Origin of the sequence: Gordonia sp. McavH-238-E (assembly GCF_022348225.1) — a bacterium.
GTDB classification, from domain to species: Bacteria; Actinomycetota; Actinomycetes; order Mycobacteriales; family Mycobacteriaceae; genus Gordonia; species Gordonia terrae.
In genome coordinates, this window is record NZ_JAKRFE010000001.1 from 18,032 (window position 1) to 34,932 (window position 16,901).

Consider the following 16,901-nt stretch of genomic DNA (forward strand, 5'->3'; position numbering starts at 1 on the left):
TCGCACTCGCAAATGCCTGCTCACGTCGGTACGGTCGCATTCGCCGCCAACATTTGATGGCGTCGGCCGGGTGCACACCCGGCTGACAGGCCGGCGATGGCGATCCAGCCGCGGTCGCACGGCAACAGCGCCTCGGACGCCCTTCTGGGCGAACGATGCAGTCCCACTCGAGAACGAAAGACGGAGGAACCCCGTGGCCCTTCCCCAGTTGACCGATGAGCAGCGCGCCGCTGCGTTGGAGAAGGCAGCTGCCGCTCGTCGTGTCCGCGCGGAGCTCAAGGAGCGCCTCAAGCGCGGTGGCACCGATCTCCAGCAGGTGCTCAAGGATGCCGAGAACGACGAGATCCTGGGCAAGATGAAGGTCTCGGCCCTGCTCGAGGCCCTGCCCAAGGTCGGCAAGGTCAAGGCGCAGGAGATCATGACCGAGCTCGAGATCGCCCCGACCCGCCGCCTGCGCGGTCTCGGCGACCGTCAGCGCAAGGCTCTGCTCGAGAAGTTCAGCTCCTGAGCGTGAGCAAGCGAACCGAATACGGCAGCGGGACGAACCCGTGGTCCGGACGGTGAACAACCGCCCGGACCGCGAGGGAACCGGACGCACGAGGGGTCGACTGATCGTTTTGGTCGGCCCCTCGGCCGTCGGCAAGTCCACCGTGGTCGCCAAGGTCTGCGCCGCGATGCCCGATGTCTACTTCAGCGTGTCGGCGACGACCCGCGATCCGCGGCCCGGCGAGGTCGACGGCCGCGACTACCACTTCGTCTCCGCCGCCGACTTCGACAAGATGATCGCCGCCGACGAGCTCCTGGAGTGGGCCGAGATCCACGGCGGCCTGCAGCGTTCGGGCACCCCGATCGCCCCGGTCCTGGCCGCACTGGAGGCCGGCAAGCCGGTTCTGGTCGAGGTCGACCTGGTCGGCGCACGCAATGTCGTCGCTCGACTCCCCGAGGCGGTCACCGTGTTCCTCGCACCGCCGAGCTGGGACGAACTCGTGTCCCGACTGACCGGCCGGGCCACCGAGACGCCCGAGGCCATCGAGCGCCGACTGGCCACCGCACGCACCGAGATGGCCGCTCAGGACGAGTTCGACCACGTCATCGTGAACAGCGAAGTCGACCGAGCAGCCGATCAGTTGGTATCCTTGCTGGTCGGACCTGAACAGCCGGCCGCATCCGCGACCTGACCGGCCCTTTCCGACACCCAGACCTCGACGCAGGAGTTCGTGTGAGCACCCCGACCAATTTCGACATCACCGAGATCGCCGACGCACCGGCCTACGACACGCCGTTGGGCATCACGAATCCGCCGATCGACGACCTGCTCGATCGCGCGTCGTCGAAGTACGCGCTCGTGATCTACGCGGCCAAGCGTGCACGCCAGATCAATGACTACTACAACCAGCTCGGCGACGGCATCCTCGAATACGTCGGCCCGCTGGTCGAGCCCGGCCTCCAGGAGAAGCCGCTCTCGATCGCCATGCGCGAGATCCACTCCGACCTGCTCGAGCACACCGAGGGCGAATAGTCCCGGCCCCCTGATGACGACAGCGACCGGAACCCGGCGTCGCGTCCTGATCGGCGTCGGCGGCGGGATCGCGGCCTACAAGGTCTGTTCGGTGATCCGGCACTTCACCGAGGCCGGCAACGACGTCCGTGTCGTGCCGACGCCGGCAGCACTCGAGTTCGTCGGCAAGGCGACCTTCGAGGCGCTGAGCGGTAATCCCGTCTCCACGACCGTGTTCGACGATGTCGACGAGGTCGCCCACGTCCGCCTCGGGCAGGGTGCCGACCTGGTCCTCATCGCCCCGGCCACCGCCGACCTCATGGCCCGCGCCGCCCAGGGACGCGCCGACGATCTGCTGACCGCGTCGCTGCTGACCGTCCGCTGTCCGGTGCTGTTCGTCCCGGCCATGCACACCGAGATGTGGGAGCACCCCGCCACGCAGGCCAATGTGGCGACGCTCCGGTCCCACGGCTCGGTCGTGATGACCCCGGCGTCGGGGCGCCTGACGGGTACCGACTCCGGCCGCGGCCGCCTCCCGGACCCGCAGGAGATCGCACTGATCGGTGAACTGCTCCTCGCCCGGTCCGATGCACTCCCATACGACCTCGCCGGGGTCCGGGTGCTCATCAGTGCCGGCGGCACCCGAGAACCACTCGATCCGGTCCGCTACCTCGGCAATCACAGCTCCGGCAAGCAGGGCTTCGCGCTTGCCCGCGCCGCTGCGCAACGCGGTGCGAGCGTCACCGTCGTCGCCGGGTCCACCGCCGACCCGGGCGACCCGGCCGGTGTGTCGATCGTGCGGATCTCGACCGCCGAACAACTCGCCGACGAGATGACCAAGCGCGCGGCCGACGCCGACGTCGTCATCATGGCCGCCGCGGTCGCGGACTTCCGCCCGATCGCCGTCGCCGACGCCAAGATCAAGAAGGGCGACACGGGCCCGGCGCCCATCGAACTCACCACCAACCCCGACATCCTGCGCGGGCTGGTCACCGCCCGCGACGAGGGCCGGATCCCCCGCGAGACGGTGATCGTCGGCTTCGCCGCCGAGACCGGCGACGAGACGGGCGGAGTCCTCGACCACGGTCGCGCAAAACTCGCTCGCAAGGGCTGTGACCTGCTCGTCGTCAACGCCGTCGGCGACGGCAAGGCCTTCGGGACCGAGGACAACACCGGTTGGTTGCTCGCCGCCACCGGCGACGAGACCGCATTGCCCTTCGGGTCGAAAACACTCATGTCGAGCCGGATACTTGACGAAGTGCGCCAACTGGTGCCTGATGGTCGAGGAGCTCGACCGACCGATTAGGTTGGATGTATTCACCCGGCCAGTCGGACCTGGCCGACACTGCCAGCGGCGCGTCGACCACCGACGCGCGTAGATCTCGAGAGGATCTGATGACCACCTCGTCACGCCTGTTCACGAGCGAATCCGTCACCGAGGGACACCCCGACAAGATCTGTGACGCGATCAGCGACTCGATTCTCGACGCCATCCTCACCGACGATCCGAAGGCGCGTGTCGCGGTCGAGACCCTCGTGACCACCGGGCAGGTGCACGTCGCCGGCGAGGTCACCACCACCGCCTACGCCGACATCCCCAAGATCGTGCGCGACAAGGTCCTCGAGATCGGCTACGACTCCTCGACGAAGGGATTCGACGGTGCGTCATGCGGCGTGAACGTCGCCATCGGTGCGCAGTCCCCGGACATCGCCGGCGGCGTCTTCAACTCGCACGAGAGCCGCAGCGGCATCTCGGAGGACGAGATCGACAGCCAGGGCGCCGGTGACCAGGGCCTCATGTTCGGCTACGCCACCAACGAGACCCCCGAGCTCATGCCGGTGCCGATCGCGCTGGCCCACCGCCTGTCGCGCCGCCTCACCGAGGTGCGCAAGAACGGCACGCTGCCGTACCTGCGCCCGGACGGCAAGACACAGGTCACCATCGAGTACGACGGTGACACGCCGGTTCGTCTGGACACCGTGGTCCTGTCGACGCAGCACGCGGCCGACATCGACCTCGACAACCTCCTCACCCCGGACATCAAGAAGCAGGTCGTCGACGCGGTACTCGCCGAGATCGACCTGCCGACGCTCGACACCACCGACTACCGCCTCCTGGTGAACCCGACCGGCAAGTTCGTCCTCGGCGGCCCGATGGGTGACGCCGGGCTGACCGGTCGCAAGATCATCGTCGACACCTACGGCGGCATGGCCCGCCACGGTGGTGGCGCGTTCTCCGGCAAGGATCCGTCGAAGGTCGACCGCAGCGCCGCCTACGCGATGCGCTGGGTCGCCAAGAACGCCGTGGCGGCGGGGCTCGCCAACCGCATCGAGGTCCAGGTCGCCTATGCCATCGGCAAGGCCGCACCGGTCGGGTTGTTCGTCGAGACCTTCGGCACCGAGAAGGTCGATCCGGCCGTCATCGAGCGCGTCATCAAGGAGAACTTCGACCTGCGTCCGCTCGCGATCATCCGCGACCTGGACCTGTTGCGCCCGATCTACGCGCCGACCGCTGCCTACGGCCACTTCGGCCGCACCGACGTCGACCTGCCGTGGGAGCGGACCGACCGCGCGGAGAAGCTGCGGGCCGCCGCGGGTCTGTAGACCCTCTGCGGAAGTACTCTCACTGACACCCAAAGGAGCACGGGTCCCGGCCGCTGAGCTGCCGGTGGCCCGTGTTCTGCCTGTTCTGGGACTCGCGCATCTCGACCGGCCGTTCGACTACCTGATCGACGCCGACCAGGACGAGGCCGCGCAGCCCGGCGTGCGCGTCCGCGTGCGATTCTCCGGCCGGCTCGTCGACGGTTACCTTCTCGATCGCATCGAGAAGAGCGATCACCCCGGCAAGCTGGGATGGCTCGACCGTGTCGTGTCCGCGGAACCGGTGCTGACCCCGCAACTGGCGACGCTGTGTCGCGCCGTGGCCGATCGGTATGCGGGGACCATGGGCGACGTCGTGCGTCTGGCGATCCCGCCGCGGCACGCGCGCACCGAGAAGGAGACGACTCCAGAGCCGACTTCCGTCGTGGAGACGCCCGAGCTCGCCGACTGGCATCGGTATCCGCTCGCCGATTCCTACGTCGAGAATCTCGTCGACGGCCATCCGCGCGCCGTCTGGCAGGCCCTGCCGGGGGAGGACTGGCCACGTCGTCTCGCCGAGCTCGCCGCGGCGACGCTCGCGTCCGGGCGCGGGTGCATTCTCATCGTCCCCGATCAGCGGGATCTCGATCGCGTATGGGCGGAGTGTGAGCCGCTGATCGGCGATCGTGGTGTCGCGCTGTCGGCCGGTCTCGGACCCACCGCGCGCTATCGCAGGTGGCTGGCCGTGCGGCGGGGCGCCGCGCAACTGGTGATCGGCACCCGCAGCGCGGTGTTCGCGCCGGTCGCCGATCTCGGCCTCGTCGTCGTGTGGGATGACGGCGACGACAGCATGTCGGACCCGCGGGCGCCGTATCCGCACCCCCGCGAGGTTGCGGTGCTGCGCTCGCACCACGAGCGATGCGGCCTGCTGCTCGGCGGTTTCGCCCGGACCGCCGAGGCCCAGGCGCTGGTCGCGTCGGGCTGGGCGCACGATCTCGTCGCCGATCGCGCGACCGTCCGTGGCCGCAGCCCACGCGTCCAGGCCATCTCCGACGACGACCGCCAGATCGCACGCGACCCCATGGCGAGGTCGGCACGTATCCCCGAAGTCGCGTTCGACGCGGCACGCTCGGCGTTCGCGGCCGATCGTCCGGTGGTGTTCAGCGTCCCGCGGCGCGGGTATGTGCCGTCGCTGGCGTGCACGCGCTGCCGGGAACACGCGCGCTGCCGCGCCTGTCACGGTCCCCTCCAACTCGACGCCGACCAGCGGCTGAGCTGCCGATGGTGTGGGCGCCCCGAACGATCCTTCCGCTGCCCGGAGTGCGGCAACACCTCGGTGCGGGCGACGGTGACCGGTGCCCGCCGGACGGCCGAGGAGCTGGGTCGCGCGTTCGCCGGTGTGCCCGTCCTGACCAGCGGGGGCGACACGATCCTCGACGAGATCGAACCCGGTGCGCGGCTCGTGGTCGCGACACCGGGCGCCGAACCAGTGGCTCCGGGCGGGTACGGCGCGGCGGTCGTCGTCGACACCTGGGCGCAGCTCGACCGTGCCGACCTGCGCGCCGAGGAGCACGCGGTCCGGCGCTGGATGGCGCTCGCCGCGATGGTCACGCCGCACGGCGATGGCGGTCGGGTGGTGATCGTCGCCGACTCGTCACTCGCTCCCGTGCAAGCGCTGATCCGTTGGGACCCGGTGGGATTCGCGTCGATCCAGTTGCGGCAGCGGGTGGAACTCGGCTTTCCGCCGGCCGTCACGATGGCCTCGGTCGACGGGCCGACCGGGGTGATCACGGACTTCGTCGAGCATCTCGAATTGCCCACTGACGCGGACGTTCTCGGACCCGTGCCCCTACCTCCAGGAGTGCGACCCCCCGCCGGAAGCGCTGACTGGGAGGCCGCGGCAGATGACGAGATGGATCGAATTCTGGTGCGGTTGCCGCGTAAGGACGGACGGTTCCTCGCGGAGGCGCTCGTCGCGGGCCAGGTCCGCCGGAACACGCATCGGCAGACCGGGCCGATCCGGGTGCAGATCGACCCGCCTACGATCGGATGAATGCGCATCGTTTTCGCCGGGACCCCCGAGGTCGCCGTGCCGTCGTTGCAGGCCCTCATCGACTCGCCGTCTCATGAGGTCGTCGGGGTCATCACCCGTCCCGATGCGGTGTCCGGCCGCGGCCGCAAGGTGATGCGGTCTCCCGTCGGCCTGCTCGCCGACGAGCACTCGCTCGAGGTGATCACCCCGCGTCGGCTGTCCGAGCCGGAGGTCGACGACGTGCTCCGGCGCTGGGCTCCCGACTGCGGCGCCGTCGTGGCCTACGGCGGGCTCGTACCACCCGGACTGCTCGACCTCCCGCGACACGGCTGGATCAATCTGCACTTCTCGGTGCTGCCCGCCTGGCGCGGTGCGGCTCCGGTCCAGGCCGCCATCGCGGCCGGCGACGAGGTGACGGGCGCCAGCACGTTCCGGCTCGAGAAGGGCCTCGACACCGGCCCGGTCTTCGGCGTGCTGACCGAGACCATCCGGCCCACCGACACCAGCGGCGACCTCCTGGCACGGCTGGCCGATGCCGGCTCCGGGTTGTTGCTGTCCACCCTCGACGGCCTGGAGGCCGGCGAACTCGCCCCCGAACCACAGCCCACGGCCGGCGTGAGCCACGCGCCCAAGATCGAGGTCGACGACGCCAAGGTCCGATGGGACCTGCCGGCGCACATCATCGATCGACTGATCCGCGCGTACACCCCCGCCCCCGGACCGTGGACGAGTCTCGACGACGCGCGGATCAAGGTGGGGCCGGTGTCGATCGTGTCGTCGACCGATGATCCCGGCCTGCCCGAGGCGGTGCGGGACGGTTCACTCGCGCCCGGTGCTCTCGCGGTCAGCAAGAAGGCGGTGTTCGTCGGAACGGGCTCGCAGCCGGTGACACTGGGCACCGTGCAACCGCCCGGAAAGAAGCCGATGCCCGCGCCCGACTGGGCCCGCGGCGCGCGTCTGACCGACGGGACGGTACTGGGATGAGCGGGAAGTTCCGGCAGAAGGATCTCGATCCCGCCCGCGTGGCGGCCCGCGACACCTTGCGCGCAGTGCGCGAACGCGACGCCTACGCCAACCTCGTTCTTCCGAAGATGCTGCGGGACAGAAGAATCGAAGGACGCGACGCTGCCTTCGCCACGGAACTGGCCTACGGTGCGGCGCGAGCACAGGGTTTGCTGGACGCGGTGATCTCGGCCGCCGCGAAACGGCCCGCCGCCGACATCGACGGCACGGTTCTCGACGTCTTGCGCCTGGGTACCTATCAGCTGTTGCGGACGAGGGTCGGTGCGCACGCCGCGGTGTCCACGTCGGTCGATCTGGTGCGTTCCGAGAACGGAATGGGGCCGTCGGGTTTCGCGAATGCCGTGCTGCGCAAGGTATCGCAGAAGGACGAGGACATGTGGGTGGAGGAGCTCGCTCCGTCACCTGCCGACGATCTCGTCGGCTATCTCGCCTTCCAGTACGCGCATCCGCGATGGATCGCGGAGGTGTTCCGCGATGCGCTCGGCGGTTCGGCGGGACAACTGCAGGCTGCGCTGGCCGCCGATGACGAGCGACCGCCGGTGCATCTCGTGGCGCGTCCCGGTCTCATCACCGCCGAGGAACTCGCTCTGACCAGCGAGGGCGAGGTCGGCGACTTCTCCCCGTACTGCGTCTACCTGCCGGGCGGCGATCCCGGCGACGTCGCCGCGATTCGCGAGGGGTACGCGGGCGTGCAGGACGAGGGCAGTCAGCTGATCGCTCGTGCGGTGACCGTGGCGGAGGTCGCCGACGACGGCGGTCGATGGCTCGACATGTGCGCCGGCCCCGGCGGAAAGGCCGCGCTCATCGGTTCGCTCGCCGAGATCGACGGTGCCCGACTCGATGCGGTCGAGGTGTCCGAGCATCGTGCCGGCCTGATCCGCAAGGTCGTGTCCGACCTGCCGGTGACCATCCATGTCGCCGACGCCCGGTCCAGTGGGCTCGATGCTGGTTACGACCGGATCCTGCTCGACGCCCCGTGCTCGGGGCTGGGGTCGCTGCGCCGACGCCCCGAATCCCGGTGGCGCCGGACCGCTGCCGACGTCGACGAACTCGTCGTCCTCCAGCAGCAACTGCTGACCGAAGCCCTGCGGTTGGTCAAGCCCGGTGGTGTGGTGGTCTATTCGACGTGTTCGCCACACCCGGCCGAGACGACCGCGGTGGTGGCCGACGTGGTGGCATCGGTCGACGGCGTGCGCCAACTCGATGCCCGCCCGTTGGTGACGGTGGGCAAGCTGGGTCCAGACCTGTTGGGCGACGGCCCCCACGTACAGCTCTGGCCACATGTCCACGGCACCGACGCCATGTTCCTGGCGGCGTTGACGCGGGACTAGGTGCCCATCACGGAACGGGCCCCCGCGTAGTCCGCGACCGCGGCCGGACCCACCGGCTCGTACTCCAGGATCAACAGCCCCCGGCAGTGGCATCGTGCCGAATCAGCCGGAATCCGAGTCCGATCTCGTTGCGTCCGAACAGCGATCGCCCGCAGCCGAGTGCGGTCGGAGCCACGACGAGACGGAGAACGTCCACGACGCCGGCCTCGAGCAGTGCGGCCGCCAGCGTCGCGCTCCCGTGCACCTGCGGTTCTCGATCGGAGTCCGCGCGCAGGTCCCGGATCGCGTCGATGGGGTCGTCGGACAGCAGGGTAGCCGGTTGCCACGCCAGTTCCGTATCGGTGAGCGACGTGCTCACCACGTACTTCGGCAGCCCGTTCATCCGAGCGGTGAACGGGTCGTCGGGATCGGTGATCGCGGGCCAATCGCGGGCGAATGCCTCGTAGGTGCGCCGCCCGAGAAGCAGTCCGTCGGCCAGATCGAGCCACTCCGACGCCTGGCGGATGAAGTACTCGTCCATGTGAGGTACCAGCCACCCGCCCGCGTGAAATCCGTTGGAGGTGTCTTCGTCGGCGGCGCCGGGACCCTGGGTGACCCCGTCGAGCGTGATGAACTCGGTGACGGTGATCTTCACTGCACGACTTCGTTTTCCACGATGGCCGCGAGCGCAGCGGTGACCGAACCCCAGCCGTCGTAGAACCCCAGCTCGTCGTGTCGGTCACGGTCGGACGGGCTGCGATGGCGCACCACGACGTTGTATTCGGTCCCGTCCTCGTGTTCGCCGAGGGTGATCTCCGCGGTCATGGGAACCGGCGATGGATCGGCGGGACGCCATGAGCTGTCGACGGCATTGGTGAACACCAGGCGCTCGTGGGCGTCCGCGACCAGGAAGACAGCGTCCATGTGTGGGACGAAAGTGGTTCCGTCCTCGCTCATCCGGGTCACGAGCGCGCCGCCGGGCTTGGCTTCGAGTCGGTCGACGCGGGTGCCCGTCGGAGCCGGCGTCCACCACTTGGCGAACAGCTCCGGTCGGGTCCAGGCATCCCAGATCCGTTGTCGCGGAGCGCGGATCACCCGGTGCAGCGTGAGGTCGAGTTCGGGGTCGATCATGGTGTCTCCTCGGTGTCGGTGACGAAGTCTTCGAGACGGTCGGTGCGTTCGGTCCACACGGTGCGTTGGTGTTCGAGCCACGTGGACAGACGGCGCATACGGCGCCTGTCGAGGGTGCACATCCGCGTGCGTCCGACCTTCTTGGTCAAGACGAGCCCGCTGTCCTCCAGAACGCGGAGATGCTTCATGAACGACGGCAGGGTGATGGGGAAGGGGTCGGCGAGTTCGCCGACACTCGCCGGCCCATGACCCAGTCGTTCGACGACTGCGCGGCGCGTTGGATCCGACAGAGCGCCGAAGATGTCGTCCAGAGGTGCCGAACCATGTGCCATGTGGCTAAGTGTTGCAGGATTGTTCACTGAACTCAACGGCTAAATGAAAGAGACTGCTCGGAGATGCGTAAACTTGCTCCCAAACAGCGCATATTCAGGTACTATCGAATGTATGTACGAGGCATCTCCGGACATAAAATCCTTCTTGGGTACCGACTATCTGCGGGCCATCGTGGATGGCTTGTCAGCGATGCCGGTCGGCCTCGACGAGTCGGAATCGGTGGGCAGGCTCACCCTTCTCGAGGAGATCAAGTCGGCCTGCACCGCGGCTCAGGTGCGTGAGACTGCGAATCTCGATGACCTACGCGCGGCTGACGAGGCCGCGCGCAACGTCCCTCAACGGCGGCGCGGGCGCGGCCTGGCTGCCGAAGTGGGTCTGGCACGGAAGGTGTCGCCTCGCAAGGGGAGTCAGTGCCTCGGGTTCGCCCGCGCCCTGGCGCACGAGATGCCGCATACTCTGGCGGCGCTCACCGCAGGAGTCCTCACCGAGTGGCGCGCGACGATCCTGGTTCGTGAGACCGCCTTCCTGATACGTGAATCGCGTGAGGAGGTCGACCGTCGCATCTGCGGTGATCCAGCGGCGCTGGTGGGTATGTCCGACCGCGAGATCGAGGCGCTCGCCAAGTCTCATGCCTATGAGTTGGAACCCGAAGCAGTGGTGGCTCGGAAGGCCAAGGCGGAAAAGGATCGTCACGTGAGCGTCCGGCCGGCACCCGACCTGATGACGCAGTTCTCGGCACTTCTGCCGATGACGGACGGCATCGCGGTGTACGCGGCGCTCAAGAAACACGCCGACTCGGTGCGCGGGTCCGATGGCCGCTCGCACGCAGAAGTCATGGCCGACACCCTGGTTGAACGCGTCACCGGTCGTTCCGTCGCCGAGCCGACGCCGGTGGCGCTGAATCTCGTCCTTTCCGAGCAGTCCTTGCTGGGGTTCGACGATTCGGCTGCGGACGTCCTCGGGTATGGACCGATCCCGGCGACCGTCGCCCGACACCTGGTCGCTGATTCGGTGACACCGGAGGGTGAGACCGCGTCGACGCTCCGCCGCCTGTATGCCCGACCGTCGAACGGGGCGCTGGTGACGATGGAATCGCGATCGCGCGGCTTTCCGACCGCACTCGCCGGATACATCCGTCTACGAGATCAACGGTGCCGCGCCCCTTATTGCGGTGCGCCGGTCGCTGAGATCGACCACGCCACACCGCATCGCCGCCACGGCCCGACCAGCGCCGTCAACGCCGACGGAACCTGCGTCGTGCACAACCGCGCGAAGGAGGCCCGCGGTTGGTACTACGACGTGAAGGTCGTCGACGGCGTGCGCGTGATCGACGTGATCACACCGACCAGGGCCCGACATCGGAGCGCGCCTCCACCTGCGGTCGGGCACCGGCCGAGGACACGGAGTGGCGTCGAAACGCGCCTGATCCAGATTCTCGCCGCGTCCTGAGTGTGGATAGAGGACGCGTGGCGGGGTGATGTCGTACTAGGTTGTTCGTCGTGGCGGTGTGCCATGTCGTAGATTGCTGCAAACTCGGGGGTTTGTATGGCTGAGCGGTTCGGGGTCGAGGAGCTGGGAATCATCACCGGCGTCGGCGACACACTGGCTCGATGCTCGTCGGAGACGCGAGCGTTGTGGTCGGGGAAGTCTGCGTTCGATGATGCGTCGGCCGCGATGCCGGCGTCGGTGATCGGCGCGGCGTGCGCAGGCAAAGACGGCACTGTTCGTTCGTTGTTGGGTCGCGCGGCGGCGAGGATGGACCAGGTGTCGCAGACCTGCTACCAGGCAGCCGGAGACGTTGCCGACACGGAGGAGTCACTGGCCAGCGGCTTCCGCGCGATCAGCGAGTTCTGATGTCACGACCATCGAGGTCCATTGTCAATGGGTGGGACGTGATGTCGCTGGATGCTGCGGCGAACGCGCTCGACGCCGGGGTGGATGGTCTACGGAAACAGACGCAGGCGATGGCGGACGCGCCGATGAGGGCCGGTGACTCGAAGGGGTGGGTCGGCGCCTCACAGCTCGGATGTGAAGCCCGCGCCGGCTCTGATCGGGTCGAGATCAACAAGCTCGGCGCCGACCTCACCCACGCTGCCAACGTCCTACGAATACCTCGTCAGCGATCGGCCCGAATCGCACCACGGCGCTGCTTCGCGCGCTCGGACTGGAACGGGACAAATTCAGCGTTGCCGACGACTGGACTGTACGAGACACCCGGGACTATGCGGCCGAGCTCAAGGGCGTGGAGGCGGGGAGCGCGACCGAAAGTGCGATTCTCGCCGACCAGGCGTCGCGTTCTGAAGAAGCCAAAACGGCCACCCTCTCGCTTCAGTCACTGGCAGACCAGATGGGTGAGGACGATCGCAATGGGGCGCGAGTGCTCGCGACGGCCTTCGGGGACGCGGAGGGCAATGCGCCGATGGCGTCGAGCTACTCACCGGGCCAGGCCAGTATCGATGTCCAAGCCATCATGAGTGGGACCGCCACGAGGGAGCAGAAGGATCGGTTCTTCAGCGCGACCAGCCTGACCCCGGAACAGCGTGCAGCGCTGGCCCGCGGAGATTCTGCGGTCATTCCCAAGGAACAGTTCGATTACCTGAAAGCGATCTACACGCCGAACTGGGGCGGCGGACCCGAGGGGCAGCCCCTCTCGCTCGACGCACTGAAGTCGTTCGGCGACAAGTACACCGGCGCTGAGCGAGAAACTCTGAAGCAGAGTCTCGCTGACGGTGTGTACATGCTCGGGAACCGCAACCTGCGGACCGGGCAGACCGACTCGAATGTGTTTGCCGAGATCTGGGGGACTCAAGCACCATTCGTGACCGGCGGCATGAGTCAACTTCCGGCGCCGATCCGGGACGCGCTGACCGAATCTGCTGCGAGTAAGGGCCGACTGACGGTTCCGGACTCGGGCGCGCACTCCGGCGGCCACAGGTCGGTCACCGATCTGAAGACCTTCGACGACCTCAAGTCGGTGATGGACATCTTGGAACATCGCTCGGTCGATCCGGCAGGTGGAGTGTACGGTTCGGAGTCCGTACAGTTGGGAAGCGACGTCGACCGGGCATTGATCGCGAGAGCCAGTGAGATCGCAGGTGCAGGTGCCACTGAATATGCCTCCAATCCGGGCCTGTTGGATCACAATCTCGTCGGTAAGGGCGAAGTCGAAAGTCTCCTGGTTCACATGCTCGGGGTCGCGGGCAGTGATCACATCGCGGTACACGACGCAGTGATGTCGGCAACCGGCAATCCGTCCAGCAGCACGATGCCGACCACGTTCGATATGGACGGCACCGAGCGGTCATTCAAGGATGCCGAAGCCCTCAAGCATCTACTGACGTTCGATTGGACCGATGAGGCGGGGCGTGAGAGCGACGGCATCAACAAACTCTTCAACTGGATGCCAGGCGCGGCATATGCGCCGGACGGCAGTTCTCCGGAGGCAATACTCGAAAGCCAGCGAGCCGGCAATATTTCGACTGCGCTCACGCAGTACTTCGGCGACAACAAAGATGCGCTGATCGATATCGGAGATCGGAAACCGGCGCTGGGCGAACTCAACCCCGAGCTCACTCGCACGCTGGCCTCCGCGATCGGCTCGCACACTGCTGTTCTGGCAGGCGCCGATCCACAGCTCTTTCACACGCATGGAGTGTCAGAAGTCGACGCGAGCGACTTGAAGTCGACCCTCGAAATACTGAACTCGGATGCAGCCGCAGGAAGGATTGTCAACTCCTTGACCGCCCTGCAGATCGATGTGATGCAACAGGAGTTCGGCAAGAACCCGCACGACTACGGGCTCGGAGAGGTCACCGGACGCCTCGAAGGAGCCATGATCGGCGGACTGGATGCACACATCGAGGAAACGAAGATCGACGGCAGACACCTGGCCGCCCACGACGCGGCGGTCGCCGGCGCCATGTTCGACAGCGCGAAGGCGCTTCTCACCGCGGTTCCAGGTCTTGATCCAGCCGTCAAGCTACTCGTCGACGCCGCGGCGCCCCAGGTCAAGCTGGATTTGTCCGGGCTACCGACCGATCCGGACATGATCAAGGCCGACCCGGAAATCCAGCAGCTGCGCAACGACATGTTCGACGACGATGTCAATCCCAACGCGAAATACGTGCAGATTCTCGCGGGATACTTCGAGACCCATCCGGAACTCGCGGATGATCCCGACTTTCGTGATCTGTTCTTGGGTGACAGCAGCGCAGATTTCGCCGAAATGAAGCGCTCCGGTGTGATGTCGAACGTTACTGACGAAAGCGAAGCTGCTTCGTTCATCCAAAGAAAGATGCGAGTAGACATCAGTCTTTTCGCTGATCGCCACAATGAAAACCTAGAAGATGCTTACAAACGTTAGAGGCGGCAACTTTGGCCGCTCGCCAGGTGTCTTTGTCGCGGCGATGCTTAGTATGGCCCTGTTCATCGCTGGTTGTGGTGTAACACCGTCGCCCTCCGAGCAAACGACGACTAGCTCTTCGGTAGTACCCGCTGGGAAGCGGCTACCACCTGATTTGGATATTTCTTTCCGGTGGATTCCGACAGACATCCTCGACCTGTCTAGCGCTGAAGCAACTTTTGTGCGTGCGTACACGGAGTCGTTCGAACTTGCCTTTGAGGGGCAGTCGATGGAGTGGGGATATCCGGGTTTCGCGGCGGCATCGCCGCCAGGTACCGACGAGCGAATCCGTCTGGTGGCGAGCAATAGCCTGACAAGCCGGGTGGTGAACACATTGTTTATGCGGCCTCTGCGCCGAGAGGACGCCGGTGATCGCAGTCGGTTCACGCTATGCCGCAGTGAGTTGCTGTCCATCGAGCAACGATCGGATTCTGGCGTCGAGTGGCGCAATATCGGGAAACGTTGGGCGTATCCGATCACGATCGAGTTCATACGCACAGGGGAGAGGTTGCCGCCTGCTGATCGCCATGGACATCAGATCACGCCTTCAACTCCGGTTTTCGGTAGCTGGCAGGTATCGTTCTTCGACCGCTTGGGAATGGGTCCGGAGAATCGGGCCGACCACATCGCGTGCAACGCATTGCCGCCGAACCCCGACCTTCCGAGAGTCGGGGTCGAGACGGGACCCGAGCCGTGGCCGGTGCTGCCACCCACACCCGGCTGGCCGGCCAACGGCCTCTGAGACCCCGGAGCGCTTTCGTCCGCGGAGTGGGTCGCGCCCTACACTTGTCGACCATGTGCACCGCTGGTACCGCGCCCATGATCGCCCCGTCCATCCTCTCCGCGGACTTCGCGAACCTCGCGGCCGAGGCCGCTGCCGTGGCGCGGCCGGGCGAGACCCGCGCCGATTGGTTGCACGTCGATGTCATGGACGCGCACTTCGTGCCGAACCTGACCCTGGGACTCCCCATCGTCGAGAGCCTGCTGAAGGCCACCGACATCCCGCTCGACTGCCATCTGATGATCGAGAACCCGGAGCGCTGGGCGCCGCCGTATGCCGAGGCCGGCGCGCACAACGTCACCTTCCACGCCGAGGCCACCGAGAACCCGATCGGCGTCGCCCGTGACATCCGCGCGGCGGGGGCGAAGGCGGGGCTCTCGATCAAGCCGGGAACCGCGCTGGAGCCGTACCTGGAGATCCTGCGCGACTTCGACACCCTGCTGATCATGAGCGTCGAACCGGGCTTCGGTGGTCAGAAGTTCATTCCCGAGGTTCTCGAGAAGGCCCGCGCCATCCGGAAATTCATCGACTCCGAGGATCTGCGGCTGCTCGTCGAAATCGACGGTGGGATCAACGCGGACACGATCGAAGAGGCCGCCGAGGCCGGCATCGACTGCTTCGTCGCCGGATCGGCCGTCTACGGTGCGGACGACCCCGGACAGGCCGTCGCTGCGCTCCGCGAATCGGCCGCCACCGCTCGGGCTCAGAGCCAGGGCTGACCCGATGGACATCGCCGCCGCCATGGAACGCGCGATCAGCGCGTCCCGGGAGGCGATGGGGATCAGCTCACCGAATCCGCCCGTCGGCGCGATCATCCTCGACGCCGACGGCTCTGTCGCCGGCGTCGGGTCGACCCAACCACCCGGCGGACCGCATGCCGAGGTGATGGCACTACGAGCCGCGGGCGACGCCGCGCGCGGTGGCACCGCGATCGTCACCCTCGAACCGTGCAACCACACCGGTCGGACCGGCCCGTGCGCGCAGGCCCTCGTCGAGGCGGGCATCGCCGAGGTCCACTACGCGGTGAGCGACCCCAACCCGGTCGCCGCCGGCGGCGCCGACACACTGCGGGCCGCCGGGGTGCGCGTCACCGGGGGAGTCGGCGCCGCCGACGTCGAGAACGGTCCGCTCCGCCCCTGGCTCACCCGGCAGCGTCTCGGCCGCCCGCACGTCACCGCGAAGATCGCCGCCGGAATCGACGGCCGGATCGCCGCGCCCGACGGCACCAGCCAGTGGATCACCGGTCCGGCGGCCCGCGATCACGCGCACGCACAGCGCGCCCGGATCGACGCCATCGTCATCGGTACCGGCACCGCGCTGGCCGACAACCCCACGCTCACCGCGCGCACGGCCGACGGCATGCTGTATCCGCACCAGCCGGCGCGGGTCGTTCTCGGCCATCGCGACCTCCCGGCCGACGCCCGCCTCCGCGAGCCCGCCGGCGGCCCGCTGATCCAGGTCGACTCCCACGATCCCGCCGACGTCCTCACAGCACTGCCCGACGCGTTGTGGGTGCTGGTCGAGGGCGGGCCACACATCCTGGGGGCGTTCTTCGCGGCCGGACTCGTCGACGAGGTACACACCTACGTCGCCCCGCTGGTGCTGGGCGCCGGACGCAGCTCGGTCGAGATCCCGGGGGTGACCACCCTCGCCGACGGCCTGCGCTTCCGCACGAGCTCGGTGACCCGGCTCGGCGAGGACGTCCTCGTCACCCTGGCGCGACCGTCGACAACCTCGCGCGACATCTGAGCGACGCGACATGTCGGCGACGCTTTTCACTCACCGGAATCGCAATGCGACTGACATCGCGG

17 protein-coding genes are annotated in these 16,901 nt (G+C 67.4%); 14 read left to right on the plus strand and 3 right to left on the minus strand.

Features of this window, described 5'->3' with window-relative positions:
* The first annotated feature begins 193 nt into the window (after positions 1-193).
* From mihF to MHN80_RS00125, 8 genes are all read left to right on the plus strand, one after another.
* Positions 194-508, plus strand: a complete 315-nt coding sequence (gene mihF, locus MHN80_RS00090; RefSeq protein WP_004021989.1) for an integration host factor, actinobacterial type — start codon at positions 194-196, stop codon at positions 506-508.
* A gap of 40 nt (positions 509-548) precedes the next feature.
* Positions 549-1,178: a guanylate kinase gene (gene gmk / locus MHN80_RS00095; protein WP_180819267.1), complete on the plus strand. Its 630-nt coding sequence runs from the start codon at positions 549-551 to the stop codon at positions 1,176-1,178.
* A gap of 41 nt (positions 1,179-1,219) precedes the next feature.
* Positions 1,220-1,519: a DNA-directed RNA polymerase subunit omega gene (gene rpoZ, locus MHN80_RS00100; RefSeq protein WP_004021987.1), complete on the plus strand. Its 300-nt coding sequence runs from the start codon at positions 1,220-1,222 to the stop codon at positions 1,517-1,519.
* A gap of 13 nt (positions 1,520-1,532) precedes the next feature.
* Positions 1,533-2,804 (plus strand): bifunctional phosphopantothenoylcysteine decarboxylase/phosphopantothenate--cysteine ligase CoaBC, encoded by a 1,272-nt coding sequence (gene coaBC, locus MHN80_RS00105; protein ID WP_239398583.1) that lies wholly within the window; start codon positions 1,533-1,535, stop codon positions 2,802-2,804.
* Positions 2,805-2,893: 89 nt separating this feature from the next.
* The gene (metK, locus tag MHN80_RS00110; RefSeq protein WP_004021985.1) at positions 2,894-4,102 is read left to right on the plus strand and encodes a methionine adenosyltransferase; all 1,209 of its coding nucleotides are present in this window, start codon (positions 2,894-2,896) and stop codon (positions 4,100-4,102) included.
* 64 nt (positions 4,103-4,166) lie between these two features.
* On the plus strand, positions 4,167-6,131 hold the full coding sequence (locus MHN80_RS00115; RefSeq protein ID WP_004021984.1) for a primosomal protein N': 1,965 nt from the start codon (positions 4,167-4,169) through the stop codon (positions 6,129-6,131).
* Positions 6,132-7,094: a methionyl-tRNA formyltransferase gene (fmt, locus tag MHN80_RS00120; protein ID WP_239398585.1), complete on the plus strand. Its 963-nt coding sequence runs from the start codon at positions 6,132-6,134 to the stop codon at positions 7,092-7,094.
* Complete coding sequence (locus MHN80_RS00125) at positions 7,091-8,464, plus strand: RsmB/NOP family class I SAM-dependent RNA methyltransferase (protein WP_239398587.1); 1,374 nt, start codon at positions 7,091-7,093, stop codon at positions 8,462-8,464. The genes fmt and MHN80_RS00125 overlap by 4 nt, the downstream gene beginning before the upstream one ends.
* A 70-nt stretch (positions 8,465-8,534) precedes the next feature.
* Here MHN80_RS00125 and MHN80_RS00130 read toward each other — a convergent pair whose 3' ends face one another.
* From MHN80_RS00130 to MHN80_RS00140, 3 genes are read right to left on the minus strand one after another with little or no spacing between them, the layout of a single operon-like run.
* A complete protein-coding gene (locus MHN80_RS00130; protein ID WP_239398589.1) occupies positions 8,535-9,098 on the minus strand; it encodes a dihydrofolate reductase family protein in 564 nt (187 codons plus the stop codon).
* Entirely contained in the window at positions 9,095-9,574 is a 480-nt protein-coding gene (locus MHN80_RS00135) for an SRPBCC domain-containing protein (RefSeq protein WP_239398591.1), read from the minus strand. The genes MHN80_RS00130 and MHN80_RS00135 overlap by 4 nt, the downstream gene beginning before the upstream one ends.
* Positions 9,571-9,906 carry a helix-turn-helix transcriptional regulator gene (locus MHN80_RS00140; RefSeq protein ID WP_064570765.1) on the minus strand — a complete coding sequence of 112 codons (336 nt, stop codon included), beginning with the start codon at positions 9,904-9,906 and terminating at the stop codon, positions 9,571-9,573. The genes MHN80_RS00135 and MHN80_RS00140 overlap by 4 nt, the downstream gene beginning before the upstream one ends.
* A 190-nt stretch (positions 9,907-10,096) precedes the next feature.
* Between MHN80_RS00140 and MHN80_RS00145 the strand changes: the two genes are divergently transcribed.
* The 6 genes from MHN80_RS00145 (at position 10,097) to ribD (ending at position 16,839) form a co-directional block, all read left to right on the plus strand.
* A complete protein-coding gene (locus MHN80_RS00145) occupies positions 10,097-11,356 on the plus strand; it encodes a DUF222 domain-containing protein (protein ID WP_239399252.1) in 1,260 nt (419 codons plus the stop codon).
* Between the two features lie 96 nt (positions 11,357-11,452).
* On the plus strand, positions 11,453-11,761 hold the full coding sequence (locus MHN80_RS00150) for a hypothetical protein (protein ID WP_239398593.1): 309 nt from the start codon (positions 11,453-11,455) through the stop codon (positions 11,759-11,761).
* A gap of 388 nt (positions 11,762-12,149) precedes the next feature.
* The gene (locus tag MHN80_RS00155) at positions 12,150-14,270 is read left to right on the plus strand and encodes a hypothetical protein (RefSeq protein ID WP_239398595.1); all 2,121 of its coding nucleotides are present in this window, start codon (positions 12,150-12,152) and stop codon (positions 14,268-14,270) included.
* 52 nt (positions 14,271-14,322) lie between these two features.
* On the plus strand, positions 14,323-15,051 hold the full coding sequence (locus MHN80_RS00160; protein WP_239398597.1) for a hypothetical protein: 729 nt from the start codon (positions 14,323-14,325) through the stop codon (positions 15,049-15,051).
* A 53-nt stretch (positions 15,052-15,104) separates the two neighbouring features.
* Positions 15,105-15,809, plus strand: coding sequence for a ribulose-phosphate 3-epimerase (gene rpe, locus MHN80_RS00165; protein ID WP_239398599.1), 705 nt, complete (start codon positions 15,105-15,107; stop codon positions 15,807-15,809).
* A gap of 4 nt (positions 15,810-15,813) precedes the next feature.
* On the plus strand, positions 15,814-16,839 hold the full coding sequence (gene ribD, locus MHN80_RS00170; protein WP_239398601.1) for a bifunctional diaminohydroxyphosphoribosylaminopyrimidine deaminase/5-amino-6-(5-phosphoribosylamino)uracil reductase RibD: 1,026 nt from the start codon (positions 15,814-15,816) through the stop codon (positions 16,837-16,839).
* Positions 16,840-16,901 lie beyond the last annotated feature (62 nt).

Excerpts from the sequence above, each read along its gene's own strand:
- coaBC (WP_239398583.1), top strand. The coding sequence starts at position 1,533 with ATGACGACAGCGACCGGAACCCGGCGTCGCGTCCTGATCGGCGTCGGC.
- metK (WP_004021985.1), top strand. The coding sequence starts at position 2,894 with ATGACCACCTCGTCACGCCTGTTCACGAGCGAATCCGTCACCGAGGGA.
- fmt (WP_239398585.1), top strand. The coding sequence starts at position 6,132 with ATGCGCATCGTTTTCGCCGGGACCCCCGAGGTCGCCGTGCCGTCGTTG.
- MHN80_RS00125 (WP_239398587.1), top strand. The coding sequence starts at position 7,091 with ATGAGCGGGAAGTTCCGGCAGAAGGATCTCGATCCCGCCCGCGTGGCG.
- MHN80_RS00135 (WP_239398591.1), bottom strand. The coding sequence starts at position 9,574 with ATGATCGACCCCGAACTCGACCTCACGCTGCACCGGGTGATCCGCGCT.
- MHN80_RS00140 (WP_064570765.1), bottom strand. The coding sequence starts at position 9,906 with ATGGCACATGGTTCGGCACCTCTGGACGACATCTTCGGCGCTCTGTCG.
- MHN80_RS00145 (WP_239399252.1), top strand. The coding sequence starts at position 10,097 with ATGCCGGTCGGCCTCGACGAGTCGGAATCGGTGGGCAGGCTCACCCTT.
- MHN80_RS00150 (WP_239398593.1), top strand. The coding sequence starts at position 11,453 with ATGGCTGAGCGGTTCGGGGTCGAGGAGCTGGGAATCATCACCGGCGTC.
- MHN80_RS00160 (WP_239398597.1), top strand. The coding sequence starts at position 14,323 with ATGGCCCTGTTCATCGCTGGTTGTGGTGTAACACCGTCGCCCTCCGAG.
- rpe (WP_239398599.1), top strand. The coding sequence starts at position 15,105 with ATGTGCACCGCTGGTACCGCGCCCATGATCGCCCCGTCCATCCTCTCC.
- ribD (WP_239398601.1), top strand. The coding sequence starts at position 15,814 with ATGGACATCGCCGCCGCCATGGAACGCGCGATCAGCGCGTCCCGGGAG.